General features: G+C 40.2%; 14 protein-coding genes. 1 reads left to right on the top strand and 13 read right to left on the bottom strand.

Annotated features, from left to right (window positions below):
• Positions 1-127: 127 nt before the first annotated feature.
• Positions 128-2,275: a phosphate acetyltransferase gene (gene pta / locus CTN01_RS16160; protein WP_173425456.1), complete on the bottom strand. Its 2,148-nt coding sequence runs from the start codon at positions 2,273-2,275 to the stop codon at positions 128-130.
• Positions 2,276-2,429: 154 nt separating this feature from the next.
• Positions 2,430-3,626, bottom strand: a complete 1,197-nt coding sequence (locus tag CTN01_RS16155) for an acetate kinase (protein ID WP_005369241.1) — start codon at positions 3,624-3,626, stop codon at positions 2,430-2,432.
• A gap of 335 nt (positions 3,627-3,961) precedes the next feature.
• Here CTN01_RS16155 and yfbV point away from each other — a divergent pair, with 335 nt between their 5' ends.
• Positions 3,962-4,411, top strand: a complete 450-nt coding sequence (gene yfbV / locus CTN01_RS16150; RefSeq protein WP_039872511.1) for a terminus macrodomain insulation protein YfbV — start codon at positions 3,962-3,964, stop codon at positions 4,409-4,411.
• Positions 4,412-4,850: 439 nt separating this feature from the next.
• Here yfbV and CTN01_RS16145 read toward each other — a convergent pair whose 3' ends face one another.
• The 11 genes from CTN01_RS16145 to focA form a co-directional block, all read right to left on the bottom strand.
• Positions 4,851-5,159, bottom strand: a complete 309-nt coding sequence (locus CTN01_RS16145; protein WP_005369237.1) for a DUF6172 family protein — start codon at positions 5,157-5,159, stop codon at positions 4,851-4,853.
• A gap of 449 nt (positions 5,160-5,608) precedes the next feature.
• Entirely contained in the window at positions 5,609-6,571 is a 963-nt protein-coding gene (locus CTN01_RS16140; RefSeq protein WP_045148245.1) for a ChaN family lipoprotein, read from the bottom strand.
• A gap of 124 nt (positions 6,572-6,695) precedes the next feature.
• Positions 6,696-7,526 carry a 23S rRNA (guanine(745)-N(1))-methyltransferase gene (gene rlmA / locus CTN01_RS16135; protein WP_045148247.1) on the bottom strand — a complete coding sequence of 277 codons (831 nt, stop codon included), beginning with the start codon at positions 7,524-7,526 and terminating at the stop codon, positions 6,696-6,698.
• Between the two features lie 138 nt (positions 7,527-7,664).
• Positions 7,665-8,939 (bottom strand): sigma-54-dependent transcriptional regulator, encoded by a 1,275-nt coding sequence (locus tag CTN01_RS16130; protein ID WP_045084261.1) that lies wholly within the window; start codon positions 8,937-8,939, stop codon positions 7,665-7,667.
• On the bottom strand, positions 8,929-11,313 hold the full coding sequence (locus tag CTN01_RS16125; RefSeq protein ID WP_045148248.1) for an ATP-binding protein: 2,385 nt from the start codon (positions 11,311-11,313) through the stop codon (positions 8,929-8,931). The genes CTN01_RS16130 and CTN01_RS16125 overlap by 11 nt, the downstream gene beginning before the upstream one ends.
• Positions 11,310-12,560: an ABC transporter substrate-binding protein gene (locus tag CTN01_RS16120; protein WP_045137464.1), complete on the bottom strand. Its 1,251-nt coding sequence runs from the start codon at positions 12,558-12,560 to the stop codon at positions 11,310-11,312. Before CTN01_RS16120 ends, CTN01_RS16125 begins: the two co-directional genes overlap by 4 nt.
• Before the next feature lie 245 nt (positions 12,561-12,805).
• On the bottom strand, positions 12,806-13,312 hold the full coding sequence (locus CTN01_RS16115) for a YfbU family protein (protein WP_005369229.1): 507 nt from the start codon (positions 13,310-13,312) through the stop codon (positions 12,806-12,808).
• A 287-nt stretch (positions 13,313-13,599) separates the two neighbouring features.
• Positions 13,600-15,354, bottom strand: a complete 1,755-nt coding sequence (locus CTN01_RS16110) for a formate--tetrahydrofolate ligase (protein ID WP_045148249.1) — start codon at positions 15,352-15,354, stop codon at positions 13,600-13,602.
• A gap of 592 nt (positions 15,355-15,946) precedes the next feature.
• Positions 15,947-16,687 (bottom strand): pyruvate formate lyase 1-activating protein, encoded by a 741-nt coding sequence (pflA, locus tag CTN01_RS16105; protein ID WP_045132535.1) that lies wholly within the window; start codon positions 16,685-16,687, stop codon positions 15,947-15,949.
• 302 nt (positions 16,688-16,989) lie between these two features.
• On the bottom strand, positions 16,990-19,263 hold the full coding sequence (gene pflB, locus CTN01_RS16100) for a formate C-acetyltransferase (RefSeq protein WP_045148250.1): 2,274 nt from the start codon (positions 19,261-19,263) through the stop codon (positions 16,990-16,992).
• Between the two features lie 57 nt (positions 19,264-19,320).
• Entirely contained in the window at positions 19,321-20,187 is an 867-nt protein-coding gene (gene focA, locus CTN01_RS16095; RefSeq protein WP_045148252.1) for a formate transporter FocA, read from the bottom strand.
• Positions 20,188-20,438: the final 251 nt, after the last annotated feature.

The raw sequence follows: 20,438 nt of genomic DNA, 5'->3' as shown, positions 1-20,438 counted from the left end.
GAGCTTGCCAGCATAAAGGGTTAAAACACCTTATTCCAGTAATAAAAAACGCCCCAATACACATTTCAATAAAAATTGAAGACATGTATTGGAGCGTTTTATCTGTCGGTTAAATAAGCCTTAAAACTTATTTAGCTGCAGCTTGCTCTGCCTGAATCGCAGTTAGTGCAACTGTGTAAACGATATCGTCTACTAGTGCGCCACGAGAAAGGTCGTTAACTGGCTTACGCATGCCCTGAAGCATTGGACCGATAGATACTAGATCTGCTGAACGCTGTACCGCTTTGTATGTTGTGTTACCAGTGTTTAGGTCTGGGAATACAAATACAGTTGCTTTACCTGCTACTGGAGAGTTAGGTGCTTTAGAAGCAGCTACGTTTTCCATGATTGCAGCATCGTACTGAAGAGGACCATCGATTACTAGATCTGGACGTTTCTCTTGAGCGATCTTCGTTGCTTCACGTACTTTATCTACGTCTGCACCCTTACCAGATTCACCAGTAGAGTAAGAGATCATAGCAACACGTGGGTCGATACCAAATGCTTTTGCAGAATCTGCAGATTGGATAGCGATTTCAGCAAGTTGCTCAGCTGTTGGATCTGGGTTGATCGCACAGTCACCGTAAACCAATACTTGGTCTGGTAGTAGCATGAAGAATACAGAAGATACGATAGATGCATCTGGTGCAGTCTTGATGATTTGGAACGGAGGAACGATAGTGTTTGCTGTTGTGTGAACAGCACCAGACACAAGACCGTCAACTTCGTCGTTCTCAAGCATCATTGTGCCTAGGAATACTGAATCTTGTAGCTTCTCACGAGCAACAACATCAGTCATACCTTTCGCGCCACGTAGCTCAACTAAACGAGCAACGTAGTTTTCACGTACTTCGTCAGAGTTGATGATAGTTACGCCAGTACCAAGAACTACGCCTTGTTGCTCAGCAACGCGACGGATTTCATCAGGGTTACCTAGAAGCACACATTCCGCGATACCGCGCTCAGCACAGATAGCAGCAGCTTTAACTGTACGTGGCTCGTCACCTTCAGGAAGAACGATACGCTTAGCCGCTTTACGAGCAAGTTCAGTTAACTGGTAACGGAATGCTGGTGGGCTTAGGCGACGCTCACGGTTTGAACCTTCAGTTAGAGACTCAATCCAGTTACCATCGATGTGGCTTGCCATGTACTCGTTAACTAGCTCTACACGCTCTTTATCGTCTGCAGGTACTTCTAGTGTGAAGCTCTGTAGGTTTAGAGAAGTCTGCCAAGTGTTACCTTGAGCAGTCATTACTGGAAGACCAGTCGCGAATGCGCGCTCACATAGATCCATAACAGGTTTTGGTAGGTCGTAACCGCCTGTTAGAAGTAGTGCACCTAGCTCAACGCCGTTCATTGCTGCAAGACATGCTGCAACGATTACGTCTGGACGGTCAGCTGAAGTTACTAGTAGTGAACCTGGACGGAAGTGCTCAACCATATTAGGGATAGAGCGTGCACAGAAAGTGATGCTCTTAATACGACGAGTTTCGATGTCACCTGCATTGATAATTTCAGCATTTAGGTGCTGAGCAATATCAGTTGCACGTGTAGCGATCAGTTCTGCGCTCCAAGGTGCACAACCTAGTACACGAATTGGGCTTGAGTTGAACACTTGCATGATTTCAACATTTGAAGGAACAGTTCCTTCTGCGTCATCAAAGATCTCAGAAAGATCTGGACGCGTACGGCCTTCAGCATCAACTGGTGCGTTAAGTTTGTTAACGATAACACCAGAGATTTGCTTGTTCTTGATACCACCGAAGTTAGAACATGCTACTTCGATACGCTCTTTAAGTTGAGCTGGGTTATCAGTACCTGGAGATACAACGAACACGATTTCAGCATCTAGCGTTTTTGCAATTTCAAAGTTGATTTGGTTTGCAAATGGGTGCTTACGAGTAGCAACTAGACCTTCGATTAGCGTTACGTCAGCATCTGCTGTTGCCGCTTTAAAGCGTGCAACAATGTCTTCTAGAAGAACATCAGTTTTGTCGTTACGGATCAATTCTTCAGCGCTTGCCATTGAGAATGACTCAGCAATTTTCATATCGCTGTTAGCACTAATAATTGTTGTTGTTAGATCTGGCTGATCGCCACCTTTACGCGGTTGCGCAATAGGCTTAAAGAAAGAAACGCGAACGCCTTTGCGTTCCATTGCACGAAGTACACCAAGGCTAACACTTGTTAGACCAACGCCAGCGCCAACTGGAACAAGCATAATAGTACGGGACACTATGAATTCCTCAAACTATTGAATGATAAAGCACTGTTCAATAACAATTCATTTTAATTAGTAGAATAACTATAGAACAATACCACATGAGAACATGACGGGTTGTCATGAAGAAACGGCTGACTTAAAGCCAGCCGTTAAGATAATCGTTAGATTAGATTTCAGCTAGAAGCGCTGTATCTTCTGCGATTACTAACTCTTCGTTAGTAGAAACAACCATTGCAGGGATGCGGCTGTTTGCAGAAGTGATAACACCTTCGTTACCGAAGCGTGCTTTAAGGTTTGCTTCGCTGTCTACTTCGATACCGAAGATAGATAGACGCTTAAGTACTTCTTCACGGATAGGAGCAGAGTTCTCACCGATGCCGCCTGTGAATACGATAGCGTCTAGACGACCATCCATGTTTGCAGCGTAGCTAGCTACGTACTTAGCAAGACGGTGACAGAATACGTTCATTGCACGCGTTGCTTCTTCTTTAGTACCGTAGTTTTCTTCAACGAAACGACAGTCAGAAGTCACACCAGTTAGACCTAGTAGGCCAGACTCTTTAGTGAACATAGTGTTGATTTCAGCAACGCTCATACCTAGACGATCGTGTAGGTGGAACATAACTGCTGGGTCAAGGTCACCACAACGTGTACCCATTACTAGACCTTCAAGAGGAGTTAGACCCATAGAGATATCTACAGATTTACCGCCTTTGATTGCACATACAGATGCGCCGTTACCTAGGTGACAGTTGATGATGTTTAGCTCATCAAGAGGCTTGTCTAGAAGTTTCGCTGTTTCACGAGCGATGAAACGGTGAGAAGTACCGTGTGCGCCGTAGCGACGGATACCGTTTTCTTTGTATAGGTTGTAAGGGATAGCGTATAGGAATGCTTCTTCAGGCATAGTCTGGTGGAAAGCAGTGTCGAATACAGCTACGTTCTTAAGATCAGCGAAGTTGTGTTTAGCAGCTTCGATACCAACAACGTGTGCAGGGTTGTGTAGTGGTGCGAAATCAGACGCATCTACGATACCTTGAAGAACAACATCGTCGATTAGAGCTGAAGCAGAGAACTGCTCGCCACCGTGTACGATACGGTGACCGATAGCGCCTAGGTTCTCTTTAAGTTCAGGCTTAGAAGCAAGGATAGTATCAACCATGAATGCTAGAGCTTCTTCGTGAGCCGCGCCTTCACCTAGTTGTGCTTCGTGCTTGCCATCAAGTTTCCACTTGATGCGTGCTTCAGGAAGACCTAGACATTCTGCTAGACCTGAAAGGTGTTCGTCACCTGATACAGGATCGATGATTGCGAACTTAAGAGATGAACTACCGCAGTTTAGAACTAAAACCAGCTTAGACATGAGAGTGACTACCTATAATCTGTCTGAAAGTTGATATTCATTTTTGAATAAAAAAGTACCCAAAGAATAGACGATGATATATTTATCGGTCTAGTCAGGGTGAAATTCGTGCTCATTCTTGAGTATTTGAATTGAGTTGCCTGCAATTCTGGTTCATCCTTGAGGGTGCCTAACTTGCAGTTAATACCATTAACAGCAACAATTACCTTTAGGCGTGCTTAGGATAGCGATTGTTAAGCAATATAACAAAAACATTTTTAGATAAATTTAATTTTAATCAAGTTTATTGCTTAAAAATTTTAAAAATTATATTTTTTTTTGATAGATGGTGCTTTATGACTCAACAAACAAAGTGGAAGTATTTCCAAGACGGTCAGCATTACATGAGCACATGGCCAATGCGTAAAGAGTTGGCTGCTGTTTTTCCTGAACATCGCTATATCAAAGCAACAAAGTTTGCCACGAAGGTGATGCCGGCCGTCGCTGCTATTAGTATTTTGACTCAAATGGTATTTAATAATTATGCAGGTATGCCGCAAGCAGTTGCCATTGCGTTATTGGCGCTATCGATGCCATTACAAGGTTTATGGTGGTTAGGAAAACGGAGCCAAACCGTACTCCCACCATCACTGGCGAAATGGTACAGTGAGATCCACCAGAAAATTGTCAGTGAAGGTTATGCGATGCAACCAAAAAAATCACAACCTCGCTACCAAGAACTTGCTGATGTACTCAGCCGCGCATTTAAGCAATTAGACCGTAGTGCATTAGAGCGCTGGTTCTAATTTAGAGGTATTAAACGAACAAAAGCAGCTTAATGAGCTGCTTTTGTTCGTTAAATATTTTACAGATCGTTTTCTATATATTTCGCCATTATTTAGCGTGAGATTTATCCCTAATATCTATACAATCTGTCAATGTATATTCTTTTGTATCTATAGCGGTAGATAATAAATACGGATATGTTTTTTCTTTAACACATAGTGATGAAAATAACGTTAAAAGATATCTTTTTTGAATTGTGTTGCTTGATAACTTGTTGATTTAATTTGCTTTTTTGTTTTTTTATGTGTGGTTTATATGATATTTTTATCGTTTTTTAATTCTATTTAAAATAAAAATTTATTTATATTTCATGATATTTAAAGGTTTATTCTTTTTATAAAAAAGAGCCACCTTAGTGACTCTTTTATAGTAAAGGATTTAACCTAAAACGCTATGTGATTATTCTTCGTCGAAATCAAAATCTGGACGCTGTGCGCGTGTTGCAGGCTTTGCCAGGATTTCTAAGTATAACGATGGTAGTTCTAGCTTTTCAGCTTCATCGATGCACTTGTTGATTTCTTTTACATGAATAACTTTTGCTTCTTGCTCGGTATGACCAAACTTACAATCAAAATCCCAAAAGTCAGCGCCAGCTGGAAGTGCTTTGTTGCGCTCACGACGTAGGTATTTCTTAACTTCATATTTCACTGCTTCAACAACGCGAGGAACAGCTTTTTTAGGGTGGGTTAAAGCAAATGTTTTTTTCATGGTTTTCCTAGTTTTCTTTGGCTCAAAATTGGGAGAGCTGTATTTTTCCTATTTTACTTTAATTTGGGATGGGTAGCGATGGCAGAGATAAGATTTCATGCGTTTTTCATTCGGGGAGATAAAGCGAAATGTCGTCTTAAAAAGTTTTTATTAAAAAACTAACGATAAATTGCAACTAAATATCTACATGGCTGTCATATAAAATACATAGAGAATTATTAATATTTACACTGTTTTTTCACTATGGATATTAAGAAACGCTATGTTGCTACCTTTTATCTATCGTTGATAGATATTGATGGGTATGCCATTCAGGTACGGGAAAGGTACTTATGGCACTATAATATGGCTACTAAGAGATATAGCTGTTATCTCCCTTAAGAACCCCAACTGCTTGGCCGCCGATGGGGTTCTGCTCTATCTGGACTATGGTAATTTACAACTTTAAGCTATTCATAACACTTCAAGTCTTTGTTTCTTTTCATCATACCCATCATTGCTTTATTCTGTTTTTCTTTTTGTACGTAACGAACCGGTAGCGGTGCCATCGTGACCTTATAATCTAGAGCACCATCAGAGAGTACTTCTGAGGTTGTTATTGGAGTGACAAGTGCGACTTTTAAGTTGGGGTTTCGCGCTTTAATTCGAGATGCCGTACCCAGTCCTTCCATGGTATGAAAACGACCTGCGACATGAATGATTTGTTTGTTTGGATGCGTGTTTAGATACGCTACCATACTTTCTGCCATAGTATCGTCCCACGCGGTTTGTGCGGCAAACATACGTAGGTTTTGTTCTTCATTACCGTGATGCATTGAGTTTAAAAATTTGGTTTGATACGCATCTTTATCAAGGGTCAATGATTGTGCAATCCATGAACGCTCTGATGGTGGCAGTTTATTTAAGTACTCAGGCCCATTTTTACTAATACAGCGAACAATATTTTTTGGCGCATTAGCGGCAATCACGTCTAAGTTGTTCTGCTTGGCAAATTCAACCAACGGACGGTAATCACTGTCGTAGTTTGGCCATGCATTGCCTTCCGATACCAATGTTCGTTCACCAATCTTACCTGCAAGATATTGATCAACAATAGCTTGTTTATCTCGGGTGAATTGCTCCATAGATAAGGTTAATTGTGAATTTTGTTGGTATAACGCAGCAAATAATTGGCTTTGTAATAGGTGGGCTGCAGGATGGCTATGCCATTCACCAACTAAAATAATATCAGCATTCTTTAGCTTTGTTGCTAATTGATCGACTGTTAAGGTCTTTCCATTTGGTGATGTAATGCTGTAGTCGTAAAGCGTGGTTAGGTTTGCAGAGGGTGAAGATGTTGTATCGGAGGTGTTAGATGCACAACCTGTTAAAAGTGCGGCAAAGCTAAAACTCAAAGCGAGCCATTTATTCATTATTGATATCCCTGAAAGTGAGCTTATCGATTAAAAATAAGCAAAATTCACAACAATAATAAATAATATAGTTAATACGAGTTATTATCAATTGCGTATGGTAATAACTCGCATTAATGCAGTGTTACTGGCGGCGATATACGCGGATTGCGAAATCTGCCTCACAATGGAAATTATTGGCGTTAGCTAATTGCTGCCATACTTGCTCTGATGTTTTCCAAGCAAACGGCGTCATTTGCATCAATGCCGTAGCTTCTTCACCGCTTAATGTCATATCGTAATGTAGTTGTTCATCGGCAACTAGATCAAAGCCAGGAATCGTTTCAACGGGTACATCATGAAGACGTACACCATCATAAATCAATTCTTTTAATTGATATAAGTGGCGTGGTGCAGGGGTCACGGTCACTAAAATGCCACCGGGTTTGATGGCGCGTTCTAATTCTTCACCTTTACATGGCGCATAAATACGTACTACACCATCAAACAATTGATCGGCAAAGGGTAAACGGTGACTTGATGCAACACAGAAATCACACTCAGGGTAACGCTTAGCAGCGTATTTCACTGCAACTTTTGAAATGTCTAAACCATGGACGGAGAGTGCAGGAAATTGTTGGCGTAGTTTTACAAATTCAGAGGTGTAGTAACCTTCACCACAACCAATATCAAGCAGCTCAGTCGCACCATCAGGGAGAAGTGATGCAAGTTGTGCAATGACGGCATCACGCAGTGGTTGATAATGCTCTGTATTTAGAAATAGGCGACGAGCTTGCATCATCTCTTTATTGTCACCAGGATTTTTCGAGCTTTTATGGTGAGCAGGCATGAGATTCACATAGCCTTCTTTTGCCAAATCAAATTGGTGATTATTACAACAACGGTAGGTTTTAGGTTGTTCGCTATGAGCGTCAAGAAGGAGCGACTCATGGCATAGAGGACATTGATAGGACATAAGAGTAAACCAAAGCGGAAAAACAGCCGCTAAGTGTAATGCTTATTGTTGGTTGTCGCTAACGTATTTTTGTTCTGATAGTAAAAAGCCTTCATTAGAGAAGGCTCATATTCAAGAAGTATTGATGAGCAGACCTGTTTAATGGCTTGGTCTTACTTTATATTCAGCTTTATCAAGCCCATGCTTTTTCATTCTTAGATAAAGCTTTTTACGTGGGATTTGCAAATATGATGATACTTCATTGATACGTCCAGCAAACAGGTATAGCGCATCTTCAATGACTTGTTTTTCATAGCCATCAACTAAATCATCCAGTGGGCTACTCATTTGCTCAAGAGGTTTAGAACGTTCTTGCCCGGCTAATTTCACAATGCCAATGGCATATAACTCTGCAACGTTTTTAAGCTCTAAGACATTCCCCGGCCACTCATAGCGACAGAGTGTGTTGATGTAGGCTTTATCAATAGCGGGTAACGCTTTGTTAAGTTTTTTACAGCTCTGTTTTAAGTAGTGTTTAAAAATAAAGGTAATATCGCTACTACGTTGACGCAGTGTCGGCAGACTAAAACGTACTTGGCTTAAAAAATAAAATAGCTCAGGTAAGAACTGTTCACTTTCCACCGATGGCTCGGGTGAGCCTGTAAATAGAGCAAGTAAACGCACTTCTTTTTTACCTTGTCGTTCTTGTTCTAATAAGAAACGACATAACCATTGCTGGCTTTCGATTGGCATAATGTGTGGATTACTTAAACACAAACAACCGCTGCGAGCTGAAATCATGCTACGTTGAAGATCGGGTGTACAAGTAATACTGGAGCCGTCAATCTCGATAAACGGGCCTTGATGAAGCGGACTATTCTTATGCAGGATTTTAGCGACGGTATGACGCCCCGTTCCGTTTTCACCTTCAATTAAGGCATCCTTGGTTGAATTAACAACCAGTTTTAATTGTTCGCGTATTTTTACAATCAATGGACTTTCACCGAGAAGTAGCTCGGTTGCTGTATTGTGCAATGTTTTACGTTGTTCAATGATTTGTTTACGCTGAGGTAGATGCTTTTCTAGTAGTTTTATCAGTTCTTTAGGCTGTAAAGGCTTTTGTAAAAAATCAATCGCCCCTTTTTTAAGTGCGTCAACAGCCATTGGAATATCGCCATGACCGGTTACGATAATGACAGGAATTTCGTTATCAAAATCTTGAATTTTTTCTAATAGCTCCATGCCATCTAAACCGGGCATGTACATATCTGTCACAATAACACCAGACCAATTGTGATTTAACATATTAATCACTTTGGTTGAGTCTTGGACAGTTGCTACGTTGTAGCCTGACAGCTCTAATAACTCTTGGTAGGCATCTAATACATCTTGATCGTCATCGACAATCAGTACATTTATTTCATCACTCATCATCTTTTTTTAACTCCAAAACAATCATCGCTCCACCTGTGAGACCAGAAGCGAGGAAGATGTTACCTTTTAACCTTGTCATAATTGAACCACAGATGCTTAATCCTAAACCAAGACCAACATCTTTTGTTGTCGTAAAAGGTATGAATAATTTCTCAATAATGTCATGACTAAAGCCATTACCGCTATCTAAAACTGCGATCCTTATAGTTTTTTTTGTGCTTTCTAGCTGAAGTATTGTTATTTGGCGTTCTTCACAGCTAGCGACTGCATCACAGCTATTAACCAGTAGATTGACGAGTACTTGTTCAAGTTGTACCTGATCTGCTTGTGCAAAAAGCGGTGTGGTAATGGTATTTGTTATGGTTGTCTTTTGTACTTTGGCGCGACTTTCAACTATGACGATAGCTTGCTTGATCGAGTCTTGAATATCAACTCGCGTTAACGGATTCGTGGCTGACTGTTTTTTTGCGAAATTACGTAAACTAGTGATCAGTTTACTCATACGCGTCACTAAGTCTTCTATCTTTTCGATATTATCCGGTAATTTGTCATATTTTTGGTTATCAATTGCAAGTTTCGCACTAAATAGACGTGTCGAAATAGCAGAAAGAGGCTGGTTCAACTCATGAGCGAGTGATGTCATAGTTTGTCCAACCGTGACCATTTTAGCCGCTTGAATTAACTCATCTTGAGTGGCAATTAAATCCCCTTCGATACGTTTTCGATCTTCTATTTCTGCTTTTAGCTGCTGGTTTCTTAATATTAATGATTGCGTTTTTTCCGTGACTTTACTTTCAAGCCAACGGGTGGTTTTTTCTTGTTCTGTAATATCAGTCATAGTGATTATGACTTTATCCTGATTCCCTTGTTTGAATACGCGAAAATCGAGTCTGAGATAGAAGATGCTATTTTGATCTGTACTAAAGGTAACCGTGAGTTTGTAGGCACCTAATTGTCTTAATTGGCTTTTTTGATGAAAGAGTTGGATCAGTTGATGAGAAATCGAGCTATCAAATAAATCCCATAACTTTTGATGTTGGCTTATACGATCAAAGTTAAATTGCTTCAGGGCCTGTAAATTGACAGATTCAACCACACCTAGCATGTTACAAGTGATGATACTTGCTTGAGTGTTATTGATTAGGTTAAGGGCATTGGTAGTTTGGATATCTTGCATTTGCTGACAGAAGTCACGCAAGTTATCGCCAAGCATGCCGATCTCATCTTCGCCTGTCGTTGCAATTTTGGCATTAAGGTTGCCTTTTGCAACCGCGTATAAATCTTTACTCAATAAATTTAAACGATTCACAATCCCGTTACCGACAAGGTAAACCGAGAGAAAAATAGTGAGTATGATAGTGATAAATACAACGCCAAATAACATGGTGTTACTCAGGAAAATAGCACTATGTGTTTCATCGTTTAGATTTTTAAGAGAGTTATCCGCATGTTCAACCAATGTTTGGATCATTTCTTCTTGTTGATAAAGACGCTGTTTAATATCTAATTTAGTTCGGTCTATTTGCAGCCCTAAAACGACATCAAGTTTTAGTTGCTGTTCGAGTTGACCACCGGGTTTTAAGATAGTGGTAAATCTCTCTAATAATTGGCGAAATGGAACGGCTGAAGGATAATTACTAATATTTTTACTAATAGCATTAAGCTCGGTAATTTTATGGCCGATAAAATTAAAGGCGTTTTCAATGTCTCGATTTTTGCGTTGAAGAACGATCTCTTCTACTAATTGATGAAGCTCATTTTCTTTGATGGTAATCGATTGAATTAATGAGAATTCATTCATAACATTGTTTACAACATCAAGTTCAACGGCGTCTTTTTTAATTCCGTGACGGTTCATGTTATTGAGTTTCCACTCAACTTCTTGTCGTAGTGGTGTCAGCTCATCAATAAGATCGTGATGGATCCATTTTAGGCTGTTTTCTGTTTGCTTTAAGGCAAACAAGCCACTATTTCTCTGTTGTAACAGTATTGTGTAATTGTCTATTTGTTTTACAAGCGTTTGTTGACCTGATTTTATTGCAGGATAATAGTGTAGATTAGCAATGTTATTAATGGCTAAGCTTATATTATCGAGAATATGTGTGATTTTGTTTTTGATGGTTTCATGCTTGAGCGGATTGGTATTTTGGCCCAAGGTATTCAATGCCGCCTGTAGCTCAGCGGTGTTGCGCTCTAGCTGATAACTGGCCTGTAAGGTTGGCATATTGTTATCAGTGATCGTTTCAATTTGTGCGCTGAGTTTTTCCCAATTGATGACGGCGATAAGGCTGACTGTAATGGTGAGAAATGCCATCAAAATGATCGCCATAATAAGGCGACTACCAATGGTTTTCTTGTTTATATAGCGGATCATTGCAATGCCGGATTCCCGTTAATAATCTTGTGGCTTAATGCGATGGCTTGCTCTAGTTGCGCAGCCATTTTCCCCCGCCATTGCTGTCTAAAATAATCAACTTGCGGGTTATCTCTAAATAGAGGTAACTCATGATATATCTTATTTTTTAAATCATCTATGCTAATCGGTGAGGTAGAAGCTAAGTGTTTCGCATGAAGAAAATCAGCATGTTGTTGTTCTGTTAATTTATTTGATGAGGCTTCAATTGAATGCAGCAATTGCCATACTTGGTTTAGTTGGGGAAGCTGACTACTAATCGTTTGTTCAAAAAGATGCTTTACTAAGCCTGAACGTTGCTGAATTACCTCGTAATCTAACGATTCAACATTAAACGTATTTTTAATAAACTCATCTCGGTCAATATCGCTATTATTAGCAAGTTGCTCGTCAATTGTTAATTTGGTTTGGCATTCTTGTGAAAGTAATAAACTCACAAAATCTCTCGTAAATTGTGAATGGTGACTGTTTTTTACCATGGCTACATAATGCGGCAATAAAGGGCTTTGTGGTTGATAGCTAAAATCAACAAATGAAAATTGTCTTTTATAAGTGTGTGCATATCTATCAACAACAGGACCTATACCAATTAAACCACGAGAGATCGCCTCACTGAGTGAAAATGCACTGGTTTCCACTGATGCAAGGTTTCCTCCTATTTGATAGAGCAATCGCCAACCTTCAACCCAACCATATTGCTGCAATATATTTTCAATCATTAAATGGGTGGTATCTGACCGATAAGGGCTGCTAATACTAATGTGGCGGTAGTAATGAGGTTTTATCAAATCTTTTAAGCTGCTAGGTATTGGTAACTTATTCTTATTTAAATAGTTATTATTCCACAGTAGTCCGAATCCTGTGTGCCCAAAGGAAATAACATTACGTGAAAGTTGAGGAGGCGTTTGTTTGATTTTAGCTTCATTAAGCGGCAATAACTTTTGGTTGTTGATTAGCGGTTGGAAGAAGGTTGGTGATGATGAAATGATAATATCAATATCATGGTTGTTCTGTTGTAATAATCGAAGCCCTGATTCTTCACGTCTTACTATGACTCTAACTTCGCTTTTTGGATATTGTTGTTTAAATTCTTTAACGATCGGATTTAGTACAGATTCTGAAAACGTCGTTAAAACGATTAAATTCTGAGTCGGTTGGGCAAGTACTGGCGCGGCGAAAAAAAAGAGGAAGGAAAAGAAGCGTACCATGTTAAACCGTAATCCCTAGCGTATCTCGACTAAATTTTTATATTTTTAGATAATTAGGAATGTACCTATACCATTCAGTAACAATTTATGCCTTATATCAATAGCAATTTACGGTATAGCTCACAAAAAAGAGGTGCATATGGTACGTTATGAGCGTTTATAGCGATTAATCGGGATGAAGGTATATATATCATGTCCATAAAAAAACCGAGCATAGACTCGGTTTTATAGGAAAGAATGAAAAATTACGCTGTGATTATTTGCTGAATTTCGTTGCAAGATAAATGGTATTGGCGTGGACAGTTGCGCCACACTTTTAGCATGCGTTGGTATTTTTCTAGCATCGGAACTTGGCTATTGAAGCGATGTTCTGTTTTCTCAAATTGAGGATATAAACCTTCATCATCAACGAGGAAACGCACGTAATGCATGAGTTGTGCTTCAGTGGCAGCATCAAAACCAAGGAATTGTAATCGGCGTTGATCAATATCTTTGGCACCATCGCAACGACAATCTTCAAGGTTAAATGACTCTTGGAGGGCGTGGTACATCTCCATAAAGTCGATAACTTGACGACAATCATCTTCAGGTAAACTACCAAAGTCTTTATCTAGTTCACGCATTTGTAATGCATAGCCACGTTCAACAATGGTTTGAAGGCGACGATAATGTGCTGCGTTTTCAGGTGTCAGCTTTGACATCAAGTAGTACTGATTAGATAAAATTAAGCGTTGAGCGTGGGTCATTTCCATTAGAGTTGGCCTCATTAATATTTTATTTTCTGCCATTGAGAGTAGCAGGTTAGGTATAAAATAAATTGATCTGACACCATATGGGCATCTTTTTTTGTTACAGTATGTTATTAAAAATGAAAAACCATAATTATTTTAAGGTCTTGATTTTTGGTTATTGTCGTGTGATATCGTTAAAACAATATAGGTATCTATGTGTTCGGGCGACTATCATATATCGTCGTTTAACAGGTTGTTACTGCAAGTGTAGGCAACAACAACCTTTTATTGTTAACCTATAGGCGTTGTTAGCTTAAGCCGATAATATTGCCATTCTCATCGATATCAAGATTCATAAATGCGGGCTTTTCAGATAACCCTGGCATTGTCATTACATTGCCGCATAAAGCATAAATAAATCCAGCCCCTGCACACAGTTTTAACTCCCGTACTGGGACGGTAAAGCCTTTGGGTGCCCCTTTAATACTTGGGTCGGTTGAAATTGATAACGGTGTCTTCGCCATACAAATAGCCAGTTCATCAAACCCTAGCTCTTTAAACTTAACTAATTGTTGTTGAGCAACTTCTGATAACTCTACATGGCTTGCCCCATATCCTACTTCAGCCACAGCCATTATTTTTTCTTCTAATGGTTGGTTTAGTTGATATAAGGGAGTGAAGTTTGCTTTATGTTGGCAGGCTGTCACCACACACTCTGCGAGTTTAATCGCACCGTCACCACCTTTACCGAAGGCTTCACTGATAGCAACGTCTACAAAAGTTTCAAAACTTTCTGCTTTGATCATGGCTTGTAGTTGCGCTAATTCCTCATCTGTATCTTGTGGGAAACGGTTAATTGCGACAACAACGGGTACACCATAACGAGCGGCATTACTGATATGCCATTTTAGGTTTTCAAACCCAGCAACAAGCGCGTCGTGATCTTCGGCAAAAATACCGTCAGGTAAAGCTTGTCCTGGACGTAAATCATAAAGACCAGAGTTGGCTTTTAAACCACGTAATGTTGCCACGACAACGGCACAATCAGGGCCTCTTTTGGCTTGCTGAGCTTTGATATTGCAGGCTTTTTCAAATCCCATATCAGAGCCAAACCCACCTTCAGTAATGGTGAAATCACTGAGTTTTAGTGCGATTTTATCTGCGATAATAGATGAGTTTCCGTGTGCTATATTGGCAAAAGGACCTGCATGGATAAGAGTGGGCACGCCTTCTAACGTTTGCATAAGGGTGGGTTCAATGGCATCGCACAGGGTGACAGTCATAGCTCCTGCTACTTGCAGATCTTCTGTAGTAACAGGATTACCATCAAGATCATAAGCGACGACAATACGGCCAATGCGTTTACGCATATCATGGAGATCATCAGAAAGCGCTAGAATAGCCATGAGTTCAGAGGCGGCTGTGATATCAAAGCCGTCATGTCGCTCTAAACCATTAATGGTTTTATCTGGTTCATTTTGGCCTATGGTGATCATTCTCAAAGCACGATCATTATGATCCATCACGCGTTTCCAAGTGATGTTATTAATGTCGATACGTAACGCAGGTAATCCCGTTTTTTCACTGAATAGATCATAACCTAAACGTGATTCATGATATAAGCGAGCATCAATTGCTGCTGCTGCAAGGTTATGCGCTGCCGTTACCGCATGAATATCACCCGTAAGGTGTAGGTTCAGCTTATCCATTGGTGCGACTTGGCTATAACCACCGCCCGCTGCGCCACCTTTTACGCCAAAAACAGGTCCCATTGAAGGTTGTCGAATACAAGCCATTACTGAGCGATCAATTTTTGCTAACCCTTGTGCTAAACCAATCGTTGTAACGGTTTTTCCCTCTCCTAGTGGGGTTGGTGTAATCGCAGTAACGACCACCAGTTTCCCTTCTGCTTGATCCGCTAACCGATTCAAAATGGCAGGTTTTATTTTTGCTTTTAATGAACCTTGCGGTGTTAGTTCTTGTGGTTGAACACCAGCTTGCTTGGCTATGTCTTCAATCGGAGAGAGTAGGGTGTCACGGCAAATATCGATGTCGCTTTTCATATAGGCTATATCCTCACAGTGGAAATCATGCGTATCTGCGTGATATGGGTTGTATTAGTTTTAAATACTATAGAAATTGGTATCTATAGTGACGCAATCGTTTGCTTTTCTTTTATATTATCATTTTATCATGGTTAAATTTGTTTTTGTTGCTATTAATTACTACTGATTTTGGTTGCGTTTTGTACCGTATACAAAATTTAGTGAATGAGTATTAGAGATAGGTAATAAAAGAATAAGAAAGTAGCTATTTAGTCAATAGAGCAGAAGCAGTATATCGGTATATAGAGTAGAAGTAAGAAGGTGTGTTCGGTTAATAATGCAAACTCTGGTTGCATTATTGGCTGTGTGTTTGTTGATCATTAAACTTTAAAATTTGATGTATATCAAAATCATTAAAAATATCAAAGGAAGCTATCATGAACGAGCCAGTGACTAAATTAAAACATACAGCACCACTTTCGATTGGCATTATGCTATTTTTCATCACATTTTTGACGATTATTTTGCCATTGTCTCGTTAAGAGAGTTACTGCTAAATGTATATTAAAAAGCGAGCTAATGCTCGCTTTTTGTATTTTCGTAAAGTGAATTAGTACATCACTTTATGACCATAACTAGAAAGGATTTCTTTAATCGCTTCCATGGTTTCTTTTTTCGGTGGTTTCACACCAGCTAATGGGTATTCAAAGCCCATAGCTTCCCACTTGTGCTCACCTAATTGATGGTAAGGAAGTAGTTCAATCTTCTCGATATTGTCCATATCTTTGATGAACTCACCAAGTTGATGTGCAGAGCGTTCGTCATCGGTGTAACCCGGAACAACAACATAGCGGATCCAAGTTTTTTGACCTCGTTGGTGCAGATAACGAGCAAAATCGAGTACACGTTTATTGGATACGCCGACCAGATCTTGGTGAACATTATCATCCATTTGCTTAAGATCTAGCATCACAAGATCCGTTGCGTCCAACACTTCATCAACTACATCAGTATGTTTGCGAATATAGCCGTTGGTATCTAAACAGGTATGGATCCCTTCAGCTTGCGCTGCACGGAAAAAGTCACGAACAAATTCAGGTTGAAGCATCGCCTCGCCACCAGAAGCGGTAACACCACCGCCTGATGAGTTCATAAAGTGACGGTATGATTTCGCTTCATGCATAAGTTCTTCTACCGTTGCTTCACGACCGTCATGAGTATCCCATGTATCACGGTTATGACAGTACTTACAGCGCATTAAACAACCTTGCAGAAAAACAATAAAACGGATACCCGGTCCATCGACGGTTCCGCAAGATTCAAATGAGTGAATACGACCTGTTGCTGACATAATACTTCTCCGCATGCTGCGTTTATTTAATTGTTATTTTATTACAAACTTCATTGCTATTGTAGCTAAATATCATAAATAAAATGAGTGTTTTTGGTGTTATTTTTGTCAGGTTTTCATGTTTTTATTGGGGGGAGGGGTATTACGTTTTATCTTGATTAAACAGATAGGAGTTACTGTAAAGTCTGGCTTTATGATAGGGGAGGAATTGATTATCAAAACTGTAAATATAAAAAAACCGGCCTTATAGGCCGGTTTTTATCAGAAAGCTTACTTTCTGCGTACTAAGCTGTTCACTCTAATTATAGAGAAGCAGTGAAAGTACGAGAGATAACGTCAGCTTGCTGCTCTGGAGTTAGAGAGTTAAAACGCACTGCGTAACCCGATACACGGATTGTTAGCTGTGGGTATTTCTCTGGGTTTTTAACTGCGTCTTCAAGAGTTTCGCGGTTAAGAACGTTCACGTTTAGGTGTTGACCACCCTCAATACCAGACTCATGGTGGAAGTAACCATCCATTAGGCCTGCTAGGTTAGTTTCTTGAGTATCAAGATCTTTACCTAGTGCATTCGGTACGATAGAGAATGTGTAAGAAATACCATCTTTAGCGTGAGCAAATGGTAGTTTACCTACAGATGTTAGAGATGCTACAGCACCTTTCTCATCACGACCGTGCATTGGGTTAGCACCTGGTGCGAAAGGAGCACCTGCACGACGACCGTCTGGTGTGTTACCAGTTTTCTTACCGTACACAACGTTAGATGTGATAGTTAAGATAGACTGAGTTGGGATCGCATCACGGTACATTTTGTGAGTACGGATCTTGTTCATGAAGCGCTCAACTAGGTCACAAGCGATGTCATCTACGCGAGCATCGTTGTTACCGAATTTAGGGTAGTCGCCTTCGATTTCGAAGTCGATTGCAATACCGTCTTCATCACGGATTGGTTTAACTGTTGCGTACTTGATAGCAGCAAGTGAGTCAGCTGCAACAGAAAGACCAGCGATACCACAAGCCATTGTACGCTTGATGTCACGATCGTGTAGAGCCATTAGCGATGCTTCGTAGCTGTACTTATCGTGGCTCCAGTGGATAGCGTTTAGCGCAGCAACGTAAGTTGTTGCTAACCAATCCATGAAGTGATCAAGGTTGCTCATCACTTTATCGTAGTCAAGAACTTCGTCAGTGATCTTGTCCATTACTGGACCAACTTGAATCTTAAGCTTCTCATCAACACCACCGTTGATAGAGTAAAGCATAGTTTTAGCAAGGTTAGCACGAGCACCGAAGAACTGCATTTGCTTACCAACAACCATTGGAGATACACAACAAGCGATTGCGTAATCGTCAGAGTTCATGTCTGGACGCATTAGGTCATCATTTTCGTACTGGATAGAAGATGTATCGATAGATACCTTCGCACAGAACTTCTTGAAGCCTACAGGTAGTTGCTCAGACCATAGAACAGTGATGTTTGGCTCTGGAGAAGGACCCATAGTGTATAGGCTGTTTAGGAAACGGAAGTTAGTACGTGTAACTAGTGTACGACCGTCAAGACCCATACCACCCATTGATTCTGTTGCCCAGATTGGGTCGCCAGAGAATAGCTCATCGTACTCAGGCGTACGTAGGAAACGAACCATACGTAGCTTCATTACGAAGTGGTCGATCATTTCTTGCGCTTGTGCTTCAGTGATCTTACCAGCGGCGATATCACGCTCGATGAAGATGTCTAGGAAAGTCGAAGTACGACCTAGAGACATTGCAGCACCGTTTTGTGATTTAACAGCAGCTAGGTAGCCGAAGTAAGTCCACTGGATAGCTTCTTGTGCAGTAACAGCTGGTAGTGAGATATCACAACCGTACTTAGCTGCCATTTCTTTGATTTGAGCAAGTGCACGGTGCTGTTCGCAAATTTCTTCACGACGTTGCATCGTCATTTGAAGGTCTTCACCATTCAAAAAGTCTTCTTCTAGAGAAGCGAATTGAGCTAGTTTTTCCTTCATTAGGTAATCAATACCGTAAAGTGCTACGCGGCGGTAGTCACCAATGATACGACCACGACCGTATGCATCTGGAAGACCAGTTAGAACACCAGACTTACGACACTTAAGGATTGAAGGAGTGTAAACATCGAAAACACCTTGGTTGTGTGTTTTACGTAGTTCAGAGTAAACCTTCTTAAGCATAGGATCTAATTCACGACCGTATACTTTGCATGAGTTTTCGATCATGCGGATACCACCGTTAGGGATCAAAGCACGCTTAAGAGGCGCGTCAGTTTGAAGACCAACGATAGTTTCTAGTTCTTTCTCAATGTAACCTGCATCATGTGCAGTGATAGTAGAGGCAACATCTGTATCAAAATCAACAGGTGCGTGAGTCGCGTTTTCCTGCTTGATGCCTTCCATTACAGCGTCCCAAAGTTTCGCTGTAGCTGGAGTTGCTTCTGTTTCAAGGAAAGAGCCGTCACCCTCGTAAGGAGTGTAGTTCTTTTGGATAAAGTCACGAACGTTTACTTCGTTCTGCCAATCACCAGCTGTAAAGCCTTCCCATCCAGCAAATTGCTCTGCCATTGTATACCTACCTATACTATTCAGTAGAAAAAAATAAGTGTTTACCGACTTTAGAACTTAGTGCTTTTTATTGCCTTTAAGCTCTGAACGACGGTGAATAACCCAGTAAGTTAGACCAACTAAGAAACCACCACCAATAATATTACCTATGGTGACTGGAATTAAGTTATTCATAACAAAGTGTTTTACGGTTAAATCTGCGAACTGTGAAGGGTCAACACCCGTCATAGTCCAAAATTCTGGCGATGCAAAGTTTTGAATAACGATACCCATCGGGATCATAAACATATTTGCAATACTGTGCTCAAAACCACATGCAACAAACATAGCAACAGGTAATAGCATAACCATGATTTTATCTGTTGCGCTTCGGCAAGAGAATGTCATCCATACAGCTAAACACACCATTAAGTTACATAACATACCAAGTATTACGGCTTGACCGAAGGTATGGTGCAGTTTGTGTTGAGCTATTTTCATCGCCGTAATACCCCATTGGCCATTATCACCAAGGTGTTGTTTTGCGATCCAAATACAAATAACGAAGAATGATGCGCCGATGAAGTTACCAGCATAAACAACAACCCAATTTCGTAATAATTGACCTGTCGTAATTCGATTACTTGCGCGAGCAACAGTGGTGAGAACAGAAGAAGTGAAAAGCTCGCCGCCGCAAATAACGACTAATATAAGACCAAGACTAAATGCTAATGCACCAACGAATTTTGCCATGCCCCATGGCATATCACCGGCACCTGTCGTAACAGTTGTGTAGAACACAAATGCAATAGAGATGAATACACCAGCGGTAATCGCTAAGAAGAAAGATTGTAGTGGGTGCTTAGTCGCTTTATAAACACCGACTTCTTCAGCTTTATGTGCCATAGCTGGTGGCATTAACGAGTCGAAAGGATTATTTTCCATTTTCTCAGGTGCTCTTTTTAGTGAGTTGAAGTGAGATTAAATTCGCTGAGAAGATAATACCAAAGGTGACAAATCATATTTTTGACCTAGATCATTGCGGTGAAAATTTATAACAAAATTAGACATGTTATGACACAGATAAAACTTATAACTCATTGATAATTAACAATATAATTTTTTTGAAAAAACTAAAAAAAATTTTAATGTAATTATATTACATTTCAAACCTTAACTTATACTTAAAATGAATT

The organism is Photobacterium angustum (assembly GCF_003026365.1).
Taxonomy (GTDB): domain Bacteria; phylum Pseudomonadota; class Gammaproteobacteria; order Enterobacterales; family Vibrionaceae; genus Photobacterium; species Photobacterium angustum.
Note: the sequence above shows the minus strand (reverse complement) of the source record. Positions and strands in the feature narration are given on the sequence as shown.